The organism is Puniceispirillum sp. (SeqCode), from assembly GCF_965657105.1.
GTDB lineage: Bacteria > Pseudomonadota > Alphaproteobacteria > Puniceispirillales > Puniceispirillaceae > Puniceispirillum.
Genome location: NZ_CBFHNB010000014.1, coordinates 1 through 11,933, shown reverse-complemented (window position 1 = coordinate 11,933; position 11,933 = coordinate 1). Strand labels below are relative to the sequence as shown.

The window sequence follows — 11,933 nt, the reverse complement described above, 5'->3', positions numbered from 1 at the left end:
TGCTTGCATAGCCGGCAACAGACTGGCACGATATACGCATAAACAAAATACTGTCATGATGGCCATTGAGTTGATTACCAATACGTTAGGAGTGCTTGCATAATGCAAAGACCTTTATTTTCTGACTCTGCAGGATCTGGACGATCAAGTTTCGGCCGCGCTAATTTCAGTGGCCAGAAAAAGCACCGTTTTCTTTATATTCTGCTTATCTTTGGTGTCATGGCCGCGGGTGGCCTTAGTGTATCCCTTCTCAGCGCGGCGCGTGCCGACAAGAATGATTCTGTCTATCAACAACTTGGCCTGTTTGGTGATATTTTCCAACGCGTGCGGGAAAGCTATGTTGATGAGGTGAACGATACCGATCTAATCGAAGCGGCTATCAAAGGTATGCTGACCTCGCTGGATCCACATTCCTCTTATCTGAACGCTGATAATTTCAACGCCATGAAGGTGCAGACGCAAGGCCGATTTGGTGGTCTTGGAATCGAAATCACTATGGAAAACGGCATGATTAAAGTCGTATCACCAATTGATGACACCCCTGCGGCCAAAGCGGGCATCCAGCCAGAAGATTATATTATTGCCGTTGATGATGAATCGATCATTGGTATGCCGTTATCGGATGCCGTGGATCGGCTTCGTGGTAAAATCGGGTCTAAAGTAACGGTCAAGGTTCAACGCGCCCAGGACGAGCCGTTTGATGTATCGCTGATACGTGATTCAATCAAAATCAAATCGGTGCGTTATGAAATCTTTGATGGCATTGGTTATGTGCGCCTGACCACATTTTCCGAACAGACAACCCCCGGCCTGATTGATGCCATTGATGATATGTTCAAGCAGCAAGACGGGAGCCTCAAGGGCGTGATTCTGGATCTTCGTAATAACCCTGGTGGTTTACTGGATCAGGCGATCTCGGTCAGCGATGCCTTTCTGGAAAAAGGCGAAATCGTATCAACACGTGGCCGCGATCCCGAAAAAGGTAACCGCGTTTATGCCACCTCAGGTGATATTGCCCGTGGTCTGCCTATGGTTGTGCTGATTAATTCAGGCTCAGCTTCGGCATCCGAGATTGTCGCGGGCGCGTTAAAGGATCATAAGCGTGCCTTGCTTCTTGGAACAAGATCATTTGGTAAAGGCTCGGTACAATCGGTAATTCCGGTATCGAATACCGCCGCCATGCGTCTAACCACAGCACGCTATTACACGCCGTCAGGCATATCGATTCAGGCCAAAGGTATAGAACCTGATATCGAAGTGCTGATGGCACGGATTGAAACGCTTGAAGGGGGCATCACCCGCGAAGAAAATCTCAAAGGCGCGTTGGATAGTAAAGAAGATGCCGAAGCCGACGCATCCGACACACAGCCAGAGCAAAAGTTCAAACAGGACGAAGTCGATTATCAACTTGCCCGCGCGCTTGATCTGATTCGGGGCGTATCAGCCTTCTCGGCATTAAGGCCAAGTTCATGAACCAGATTAAAACTGCCTATGATGACAGGCCTTACCGCCCTTGCGTTGGCATTTTCCTGCTTAACCCACATGGTCAGGTTTTTGCCGGACGCCGCATAGACAGCCGTGCTGAAGCCTGGCAAATGCCCCAAGGCGGTATTGATCCGGGCGAATCACCGATTGTCGCCTGTATGCGTGAAATGCGTGAGGAAATCGGCACCAATGACGCTGAACTTATCAAAGAACATAGCGAATGGCTGAATTATGATATTCCGTTGCCACTGGCAAACCGTCTATGGCAAGGCAAATACAAGGGACAGAAGCAGAAATGGATGGCGCTTCGCTTTACCGGTAGTGACGCTGATATCAATATTGCCACAGCCGAACCCGAATTTTGCGAATGGCGGTGGCTGCCTGCGGCCGAACTTATTGATCTAGCTGTTCCGTTCAAACGCGGTGTTTATGAACGTATTCTTATCGAATTTGGCGATCTGACCTAATCTGGTTATTGCCAGTATCATGCACAAAAGGGCGCTCATCAGCGCCCTTTTTAAATCGTCAGTATCCACAGCTTTACAGCGCGGCAATCACCGCATTCAGGAAATCAGCTTCCGCTTCAGGCGCGCTTGCGGCGCGTTCCTTGAGCTTGGCGGCATCGGCAGTATCAAGATCCTCGGCACGTTCAGCCAGAATCGTCACGCTTTCGCCGGACACATCAGCAAGGCCACCATCAATCATATAGCGATTGATGATTTTGCCGCCTTCATGCACTTCAACGACACCACGATCAAGATTGGCAAGCATTGGCGCATGCCGTGGCATGGCACCAAAGAGGCCTTCTGATCCAGGCGCAACAACCATTTCTGCGGCCATCTGCACCATGATTTTCGCCGGTGTTACCAGCTCTAAATGTGTTGTCTCAGCCATAACGCTGTTTCCTTTATGACAGGGTCAAAACGATGCCTGATTTAGGCAGCTTCCTGTGCCAGCTTCTTGCCTTTTTCGATGGCTTCTTCGATGGTGCCAACCAGATAGAAAGCAGCTTCTGGCAGATGATCGTAATCACCATTGATGATGCCTTCAAAGCCACTGATTGTATCTTCAAGGCTAACCAATTTACCTGGGGCGCCCGTAAAGACTTCGGCCACATGGAATGGCTGGGACAGAAAACGCTGAATTTTGCGCGCCCGATAAACTGTAAGCTTATCCTCTTCTGACAATTCATCCATACCCAGAATAGCGATGATATCCTGTAGCGACTTATACTGCTGCAGCACCTCTTGCACCTGACGGGCAATGCTATAGTGATGCTCGCCAACAATCCGTGGATCCAGCATACGTGATGATGAATCAAGCGGGTCAACCGCAGGGTAAATGCCAAGCTCGGCAATCTGACGTGACAGAACTGTTGTCGCATCAAGGTGCGCGAATGACGCTGCAGGTGCCGGGTCAGTCAAATCATCGGCTGGGACATAAATCGCCTGAACCGACGTGATCGACCCTTTATTTGTGGTTGTGATCCGCTCTTGCAAAGCACCCATATCGGTCGCCAATGTTGGCTGATAACCCACCGCTGACGGGATACGACCAAGTAGCGCGGACACTTCCGAACCAGCCTGGGTAAAGCGGAAAATATTATCAACAAAGAACAGCACGTCTTGGCCTTCTTCATCACGAAAATATTCAGCCAATGTCAGGCCTGTCAGCGCCACGCGTGAACGCGCACCTGGAGGCTCATTCATCTGACCATAAACAAGCGCCGCTTTAGAGCCTTCGCCATCTGGCACAATAACGCCTGATTCCACCATTTCGTGATACAGGTCATTACCTTCACGTGTACGCTCACCAACACCGGCAAACACTGAATAACCACCATGAGCTTTCGCGACGTTATTGATCAATTCCATAATCAGAACGGTTTTACCAACACCGGCACCACCGAACAGACCAATTTTACCACCCTTTGCATAAGGCGCGAGCAGATCAACAACCTTAATACCGGTAACCAGAATTTCGGCTTCGGTTGACTGGTCAACATAATCAGGTGCTGGGCGGTGAATTGGATAATATTTCTTTGATTTAACTGGCTTGCCTTCATCAACCGGCTCACCAATAACATTCAGAATACGTCCCAATGTTTCTGGACCAACTGGCACCGTGATGGGTGCACCTGTATCGGTTGCCGCGGCACCGCGAACCAAACCTTCGGTCGCGTCCATCGCGATAGTTCTGACTGATGACTCGCCAAGATGCTGTGCGACCTCAAGAACAAGGCGCTGGCCGTTATTATCGACCTCAAGCGCGTTCTGGATTGCGGGCAGATTGCCATCAAAAACCACATCGACGACCGCGCCGATTACCTGACTGACTTTACCAACTGCTTTTGTTGCCATGGTTATGTTACTCCGGGCTAAATCCGTATCTGGGCATCATTACCCGACCGGGTTGTTCCAAATCAAAATATGTTACGCGTCTTCAAACTAATATTCACAAAGCTGCTTAAACAGCTTCAGCACCCGAGATGATTTCGATCAATTCTTTGGTGATCGTCGCCTGTCGTGTGCGGTTATAAATCAATGTAAGTCTGTCAATCAGATCGCCAGCATTACGTGTTGCATTATCCATTGCGGTCATTCGTGCGGCCAGTTCGGACGCTGATGATTCAAGCAACGAGCTGTAGATTTGCGTCGAGATACCCCGTGGAAGCAACGCATTCAAAAGCTCTTCTTCTTCCGGCTCATATTCATAGCTGACGCTTAGCGTGTCACTTTCTTCAGCCATATCAATCTGCGCAGGAATAAGTTGTGTATGCGTAACTTCTTGGGCAATTACGCTTTTAAACTTGTTATAGATGATCGAACAGACGTCAAATTCACCAGCTTCAAAACCATCGCGAATTGTCTGGCCGATTGAATCAGCGTCACCATAGGACACTGATGTGCCCTGAATACCTTCCAGTGACGCCATATAGATGTCACCAAGTTCACGGCGTAACGCATCGGCAGATTTGCGTCCGACCATAAATAATTTGACCGTTTTGTTTTCGCTGCGAAGCCGGGCGACTTCATTACGCGTTGCGCGAGTGATCGAACCATTAAAACCACCACATAGACCACGGTCAGCAGACATCACAACCAGCAAATGAACTTGATCTTTACCATTACCAACCAGCAATGCGGGTGCAGATTCCTTATTCGCTTTTGACGCCAGACTTGAGATCACCTGCCCCATACGTGTTGCATAGGGGCGTCCAGCTTCGGCAGATTCCTGTGCCCGACGCAATTTTGCCGCCGCCACCATTTTCATGGCAGCGGTGATTTTTTGCGTGGACTTCACGCTTTTGATCCGCATCTTCAGATCCTGTAATGATGCCATCGGCTAAACTCCCCCTCAACGGGTATTACGTTCTGGTCTCAGGTTCGATGCTTATGAAAAGCTTTTCTTGAACGCTTCGATTGCCGCCGCCAATTTGGCTTCGGTATCATCGGATAGCTTCTGTTCAGACTGGATCGTTGTCAGAACATCTGAAGCGGTGCTGCGAAGATGGTCTAGCAAACCTGCTTCGAAACGACCAATATCAGAAACCTCAATTGTATCCAGATAACCTTTCACACCAGCAAAGATAACTGCAACCTGTTCTTCAACCTGCATCGGGCTGTATTGCGGTTGCTTCAAAAGCTCAGTCAGGCGGGCACCACGCGCAAGTAAAGCGCGTGTTGAAGCGTCCATATCCGATGCGAACTGGGCAAAAGCGGCCATTTCCCGATATTGCGCCAATTCAAGCTTGATTGAACCGGCAACCTGCTTCATCGCCTTGATCTGCGCGGCAGAACCCACACGACTAACAGACAGACCAACGTTCACAGCCGGACGAATACCTTTATAGAACAATTCAGTCTCAAGGAAAATCTGGCCATCCGTGATCGAGATCACATTGGTAGGAATATAGGCAGACACGTCACCAGCCTGGGTTTCAATGATCGGCAAAGCTGTCAGTGAACCTGAACCGTTCTTTTCATTCAGTTTGGCTGAACGCTCAAGCAGACGTGAGTGCAGATAGAAAACGTCACCTGGATAGGCTTCACGTCCTGGTGGTCGGCGAAGCAACAGGCTCATCTGGCGATAGGCAACCGCCTGCTTTGACAAATCGTCATAAACAACCAGTGCATGCATACCATTATCACGGAAATATTCACCCATGGCACAAGCTGTATAAGGCGCTAGGAACTGCATAGGCGCCGGATCTGACGCGGTCGCTGCCACAATGATTGTATATTCCAACGCGCCTTGTTCTTCGAGTGAGCGCACGATCTGTGCAACGGTTGAGCGCTTCTGGCCAACAGCTACATAGATGCAGAACAGCTTCTTTGAGTCGTCTTTACCAGCCGCTTCATTGACTGACTTCTGATTGATGAAGGCGTCAATAGCGATTGCGGTTTTACCTGTCTGACGGTCACCAATGATCAACTCACGCTGCCCACGACCAACCGGGATCAAGCTATCAATCGCTTTCAGACCGGTTTGCATAGGCTCATGCACAGACTGACGCGGCATAATGCCAGGGGCTTTAACCTCAACACGGCTACGCTTGACATCTTTCAATGGGCCTTTGCCATCGATAGGATTGCCAAGAGCATCGACAACACGACCAAGCAAACCGTGTCCGGTTGGCGTATCAACAATCGACGCTGTCCGGCGCACAACATCGCCTTCACGAATAGAACGGTCATCACCAAAGATAACGATACCAACATTGTCTGATTCGAGGTTAAGCGCCATACCTTTAACGCCACTTTCGAATTCGACCATCTCACCGGCCTGAACCTCATCGAGTCCATGCACACGGGCGATACCGTCTCCGACTGACAGCACACGGCCGACTTCGGCAACTTCGGCTTCACTTCCGAAATTGGCAATTTGATCTTTGAGGATCGCTGAAATTTCAGCCGCACGAATATCCATCACGCTACACCCTTCATGGCTGTTTCTAGCCTGCTAAGTTTTGTTTTGATTGACGTGTCAATCATTCGAGACCCAATACGCACAACCAACCCCCCGATAAGGGACGGGTCAACACGCATTGAAAGCGATAATTTGTCGCTGCCAGCTAGGCTGGCAACTGCTTTTTCGACACTCGCCTTGCGGTTTGCGTCAAGTTCAACAGCCGAAACGACCTCCGCCGAGATTTGACCTTGGCGGCGTGCATGTTCATCAAGGAACACACTAATAATTTTGGGAAGCACAAAAAGACGGCCGTTTTCGGCCAGAGTACCAAGAAATTTGACAGTCATCGCATTAGCGCCTGCCTTTTCCATGATTGCAGTAATGGCAGTCAGCTGTTCACTGCGGGTAATGGCAGGAGATGAAATAAGCATTTTTATGTCGCCGTTTTCAACGACAAGCTTGGCCAGATCGGTTAGATCAGCCACGATTTCATTTAGATTACCTGTATCATCTGCCAGTGCATAGAGCGCACCAGCGTAACGACCTGCAAGACCTGTTGCGCCTAAACTCAAAGACTTACCCTCATCCTGATAAGATACGAACAACTTTCTGGCGCCTACAGTCGATTGGGGCATCCCAACCAACTTTTAACGACGCCTTGGGTGCTATCATAGCCCTAGCCGAAAGGCAAGCATTCAACGGCCTAAAAATGCGTCAAAACAGGAACCGCATAGCCAGACACCGCGATCCTTACAAAAACGGATTTACAAAAAATTATAGGGATCAATATCAATTTGCAGTTTTACCCCCGTATCTGGCTTAAAGTTAGCCAGCCAATCGCGTAATATCCCTTGGATATCAACCGATCTATCGGTGCGGATCAATAACCGCCCCCGATGCCGCCCTTTCAGGAATCCTATGGGGGCAATCGCTGGGCCAAAAATATCAACGCCGGTAAAATGCGGTCTGGACTGATCGAGGCGACGTAACGTCGCATGAAGCCGTTTTTCATCATGTGACGACAGAATCAGCGCCGCTAGCTGTCCGAAAGGTGGCATACCAGCCAAAGACCGCGCATGTGCCTCCATGGCCAGAAACGCATCACGCTGGCCCTCAAGCAAACAGGTAAGCACCTGATTTTCGGGATCAAGCGTCTGCAACATCGCTTCGCCAGGGCGCGATTCGCGGCCAGCACGGCCTGCCACTTGTGATAACATCTGGAATGTTCGTTCGGCAGCGCGCAAATCACCACCTGCCAGACCCAGGTCGGCATCAACAACACCAACCAGCGTCAAATTGGGAAAATGATGGCCTTTGGCAACCATTTGCGTGCCAATAATAATATCGACATCCCCCTCAATAACCGACTGGATAAACGCGTCCGCGGCCTTTGGTGTGCCAACCGTATCACTTGATAGCACAGCAAAACGGGCATCGGGGAATCGCCATAACACCTCCTCGGCAAGCCGTTCGACACCGGGGCCACACGCCTGCATCGTATCGTCCTGACCACAGGCGGAACAATGATTGCTTGGCCGGGTCCGATGCCCGCAATGATGACACCGAAGCTGGCCTGATAATTTATGTGCAACCATCCAGCTATCGCAATTCGGACAGACTAATTTATGCCCGCAACTGCCACATAAGGTTAGCGGGGCATAGCCACGGCGATTCAAAAACAGCAATGATTGTTCGCCTGCCGCCAATCGTGCAGCAATCGCCTCGACCAACGGCGGTGCCAGCCAGCGCCCACGCTCAGGCGGCGTCTGGCGTAAATCAATCGCGGTCATGGCTGGCAAGGCGGCGCCTTTGATCCGGTTGGGCAAGCCAATATGTTGATAACGCGGCGTTTCACCCGTTTTGCCAGCATTCACCCAACTTTCCAGCGATGGCGTCGCCGAAGCCAGAATAATCGGACATTTTTGAATATGCGCACGCACCACAGCCATATCGCGTGCCTGATAGATTGTCTGGTCTTCCTGTTTATAGGCATGCTCATGTTCTTCATCGACGATAATCAAGCCCAGATTAGCAAATGGCAGAAACAGCGCCGAACGCGCACCAACAACCAATTTCGCCTCGCCTGATAAAACATAACGCCATGCCTTGCGTTTCTGGCTATTACCGATATCCGAATGCCATTCAACTGGCGCCACGCCAAACCGGCGCTCGAATCGTGAGCGCCAACCGCTTGATAAGGCAATTTCCGGCAATAGAATAAGAACCTGCTGGCCTGCATCAAGTGCCGCTTTAACCGCCTCGAAATAGACTTCGGTTTTGCCTGATCCCGTAACCCCATCAAGCAGAAATGAGTGAAACCCCGTGCCACAAGCTGCCACCATGATATCTGCGGCGGCTTTCTGTTCATCCGTTAATGTCAGACTAGGACGATCCGTCTGCGGCGGCGGCGGTGGCCGGTCAGCCGAAACCTGCATACCAGTCAGCATATCCGCTTTAGCCATCGCGCTGATCACGCCGCTACCCACATTAGCCATGCGCGCCAGTTCGGCAGCGGTCATTGCACCAGCATCGCCAAGCACATCAAGCACCTGCTGGCGCGCTGGGGTGATACGGATCCCATCTGGCATGACCTTGGCTGGGGTGAATAGGGTGGTTTGGGGCGGCCTTTGTAAGGCTTGTGGCTGACTCAGCACCATCTTAGCAACCGCACCAATAGGTGCCAATGTCCAGGCCGCAACGCGATCGATAAAGCTTATAAACGCCTCATTCAGCGTCGGAACTGGTGCCACAGCATGAATGGCTTTCAATTTTTCCGGTGCCACGCCACCAGCACCCGCACCCATTACAATACCGGTCACAAGCCGGCCGCCAAAAGGCACCGTCACAATGGTACCACGGCTAATCCCAGCCGCTGATTGACCTGCAACTGCGGCTTGTAACGTCCCCGTGGGTTGCAGATAGTCATAGGCACCAGCAATTGGCACCGCAACAGCAACTGACACCGTTTCTGATGTCAAAATACCGGGCATCTGGCTTATATTATCTGCTCTATTCTGGGGGCTTTTCAACATAAGCTTATCATGGTTATAGATTTGCAACCTTCCTTGGGATAAACTGCGGTCACAAAAGCCAAATCGCAAGAGCTAAATCGCGATTGGCCTTCATTGTATTTAAGGTAAACCAGATGAAAATTTTTCTCGATAGCGCTGATGTTGCGGAAATCGCAACCTATATAAAAACCGGTTTTGTTGATGGCGTCACAACCAACCCGTCATTGATTGCCAAATCTGGCCGCAATATCATCGAAACCATTGCCGAAATCTGCGATATGACCGACGGGCCGGTAAGCGCCGAAGTCGCCGCCACCGATCATGACACGATGCTTGCCGAAGGCCGGAAATTAGCCGCTATTGCCAAGAATGTCGCGGTCAAGGTGCCGCTTACCGAGGCGGGACTGATGACATGTCGTGCTTTGGCCGATGCTGGCACCAAGGTCAATGTCACCTTATGCTTCACACCCGGACAGGCATTGCTTGCCGCCAAGGCAGGCGCTGCCTTTATTTCGCCATTTGTCGGGCGGCTTGACGATCTGGGCGCGGATGGAATGGGGCTGATTGAGGAAATCTGCACGATCTATAATAATTACGATATGCAGACCGAAGTGCTTGTGGCCTCGGCGCGCAGCACCCAGCATGTTGTTGACGCCGCCTTATTGGGTGCCGATGTCGTTACGATCCCTCCACAAATCCTAGGGGCTTTATATAAACACCCGCTTACCGACAAGGGACTTGATGCGTTCATGGCGGACTGGGCGGGAACAGGCCAGTCGATTCTCTAGCTATAGGTATGAATGATGCCTTCTGATTCATCCGGACATTATCCCACCGCCGAAGATGTTTTACGCTTTCTTAGCGAGAATCCGGATTTTCTGGATAAGCACGCGTCTGCGCTTAAAGCTGATGCGGGTGATCCGGATCGCATCAATATTGTTGATCTAACGCCAGCGATTGCCGCACGGGCGCGCAAAGAAGCGCAAAGACTATCCAAGGCGAATAAGTCTTTACTTCATGTGGCCTCGGAAAATATGGTCAATTGGCAGCGTCTTCATCACGCCACGCTGGCTTTACTGGCTAGCACCGACATCGCTGGCATGTGCGAAGCCATCACCCAAGAATTTCCGACGATCTTTGACCTGCGGTTTTGTCGTCTCTTCATCGAGCGCGAAAGCGTGCTGCAATTTGCCAGGCAAAGCGATATCATTGTTATGCCTGCCAAGGTCATTAATGACGCGCTTGAAGGGCAATCATTGTTTCTAGGCCCGCCCAGCGCCGCCGCAAAATCCGGCTTAAAGCTGAGTGCGCCATCGGTGGCCATTATCCGGCTTCCAGATCAACTTGCCGAACCGATGTCACGCTGTGTTTTGGCACTTGGCGGCAAAACTGAAACCAGTTTCCAGCCTAATCTTGGCACTGACCTGCTGATATTACTGGCCGAAATGCTGGCGGTGACCATGGCAGCACGGCTTGAATATGAGATCAATCGCTCATGATTACGCCGGCCCATCGTGCCGCATGGCTGGCATGGCTGGCCGAAGAAAAACGCTATGGGCGCAATACCATCGACGCCTATGAAACCGACCTTGATGATTACACAAGCTATCTTGCAACCCAGCCAGACAAATTGACCAACAGCCCTAACAGAACTGTTTTTCGGGGTTGGATTGCCAGCATGTCTGGTCGTGATCTGGCCCGCACGACAATCGCCCGCCGCGTATCTGCCTTGCGCAGCTTCTTGCGCTTTGCCAGCCGCCAGAATTTGCTTGATGTGCCGGACTTGAGCTGGCTTCGTGCACCGCGCCCGCCACGCACCGTGCCTAAATCCCTGTCGGTTGATGATGCGCAAGCACTTCTTGCCGCAATTTTTGCGCGCCGGGGCGATGACTGGATCAAGGCGCGGGATTTTGCCGTGCTTATGCTGCTTTATGGCGCCGGATTGCGGATTTCCGAAGCCTTGTCCCTACGGCGTCAGGACGCGCCGCTTGGCGACTGGCTCTCAATTATGGGCAAAGGTAACAAAATGCGTGATGTGCCGATTTTGCGCGCCGCTGCCCAAGCGGTGGATGAATATATCGATCTGTGCCCTCTGGCCCTCGATAGTGACAAGCCGTTATTCGTCAGCAGTCGCGGCAGCGCATTAGGCGCGCGTGCGGTACAGCGACTTGTCGAATCGCTTCGTGTCGAACTTGACCTGCCAGCGCATGTAACGCCGCACGCTTTGCGACATGCCTTTGCGACGCATCTGCTAGGTAATGGTGGAGATTTACGCGCCATACAACAGCTACTAGGCCATGTTAGTTTGGCAACGACTCAGCTCTATACGCATGTTGATGAAGCGCATCTTGTCAAAGTGCATCAAGAAACACATCCACGCGCCAAATTACGCTAGATCAAAAGTTGCGCTAGATCAAAACTGGTCTTCGTAAATCCAGAACTACATATGTATCGCGCGGCCATCAACCGCCAGTGCCGCTTCCTTGACCGCTTCATTGAGCGTCGGATGACCATGACAGGTGCGGG

11 protein-coding genes are annotated in these 11,933 nt (G+C 51.2%); 5 read left to right on the top strand and 6 right to left on the bottom strand.

Translation table 11 applies throughout. From position 1 onward, the window contains the following. Nucleotides 1–102 precede the first annotated feature (102 nt). Together ACTF7Q_RS03400 and ACTF7Q_RS03395 are read left to right on the top strand one after the other, a co-directional pair. On the top strand, nucleotides 103–1,473 hold the full coding sequence (locus tag ACTF7Q_RS03400; protein ID WP_438996445.1) for a S41 family peptidase: 1,371 nt from the start codon (nucleotides 103–105) through the stop codon (nucleotides 1,471–1,473). Beyond that, nucleotides 1,470–1,952, top strand: coding sequence for an RNA pyrophosphohydrolase (locus ACTF7Q_RS03395; protein WP_438996444.1), 483 nt, complete (start codon nucleotides 1,470–1,472; stop codon nucleotides 1,950–1,952). Before ACTF7Q_RS03400 ends, ACTF7Q_RS03395 begins: the two co-directional genes overlap by 4 nt. Nucleotides 1,953–2,025: 73 nt before the next feature. Here the strand turns inward: ACTF7Q_RS03395 and atpC are convergent, their stop codons facing one another. The 6 genes from atpC to ACTF7Q_RS03365 form a co-directional block, all read right to left on the bottom strand. Continuing rightward, nucleotides 2,026–2,379: an ATP synthase F1 subunit epsilon gene (gene atpC, locus ACTF7Q_RS03390; protein WP_438996443.1), complete on the bottom strand. Its 354-nt coding sequence runs from the start codon at nucleotides 2,377–2,379 to the stop codon at nucleotides 2,026–2,028. A 41-nt stretch (nucleotides 2,380–2,420) separates the two neighbouring features. Next, nucleotides 2,421–3,845: a F0F1 ATP synthase subunit beta gene (gene atpD, locus ACTF7Q_RS03385; protein WP_438996442.1), complete on the bottom strand. Its 1,425-nt coding sequence runs from the start codon at nucleotides 3,843–3,845 to the stop codon at nucleotides 2,421–2,423. 106 nt (nucleotides 3,846–3,951) lie between these two features. Beyond that, nucleotides 3,952–4,827 (bottom strand): F0F1 ATP synthase subunit gamma, encoded by an 876-nt coding sequence (locus tag ACTF7Q_RS03380; protein WP_438996441.1) that lies wholly within the window; start codon nucleotides 4,825–4,827, stop codon nucleotides 3,952–3,954. 51 nt (nucleotides 4,828–4,878) lie between these two features. Then, nucleotides 4,879–6,414 (bottom strand): F0F1 ATP synthase subunit alpha, encoded by a 1,536-nt coding sequence (gene atpA / locus ACTF7Q_RS03375; protein WP_438996440.1) that lies wholly within the window; start codon nucleotides 6,412–6,414, stop codon nucleotides 4,879–4,881. Next, the gene (locus tag ACTF7Q_RS03370) at nucleotides 6,414–6,968 is read right to left on the bottom strand and encodes a F0F1 ATP synthase subunit delta (protein ID WP_438996439.1); all 555 of its coding nucleotides are present in this window, start codon (nucleotides 6,966–6,968) and stop codon (nucleotides 6,414–6,416) included. The genes atpA and ACTF7Q_RS03370 overlap by 1 nt, the downstream gene beginning before the upstream one ends. Nucleotides 6,969–7,160: 192 nt before the next feature. Further along, nucleotides 7,161–9,428, bottom strand: a complete 2,268-nt coding sequence (locus tag ACTF7Q_RS03365) for a primosomal protein N' (RefSeq protein ID WP_438996438.1) — start codon at nucleotides 9,426–9,428, stop codon at nucleotides 7,161–7,163. A gap of 113 nt (nucleotides 9,429–9,541) precedes the next feature. Between ACTF7Q_RS03365 and fsa the strand changes: the two genes are divergently transcribed. Genes fsa through ACTF7Q_RS03350 form a run of 3 tightly spaced genes read left to right on the top strand, consistent with a single transcriptional unit; the run spans nucleotide 9,542 to nucleotide 11,802 of the window. Then, a complete protein-coding gene (fsa, locus tag ACTF7Q_RS03360) occupies nucleotides 9,542–10,195 on the top strand; it encodes a fructose-6-phosphate aldolase (RefSeq protein ID WP_438996437.1) in 654 nt (217 codons plus the stop codon). Nucleotides 10,196–10,210: 15 nt separating this feature from the next. Further along, a complete protein-coding gene (locus ACTF7Q_RS03355; protein ID WP_438996436.1) occupies nucleotides 10,211–10,906 on the top strand; it encodes a DUF484 family protein in 696 nt (231 codons plus the stop codon). Next, a complete protein-coding gene (locus ACTF7Q_RS03350) occupies nucleotides 10,903–11,802 on the top strand; it encodes a tyrosine recombinase XerC (RefSeq protein ID WP_438996435.1) in 900 nt (299 codons plus the stop codon). The genes ACTF7Q_RS03355 and ACTF7Q_RS03350 overlap by 4 nt, the downstream gene beginning before the upstream one ends. The last annotated feature ends 131 nt before the right edge of the window (nucleotides 11,803–11,933 follow it).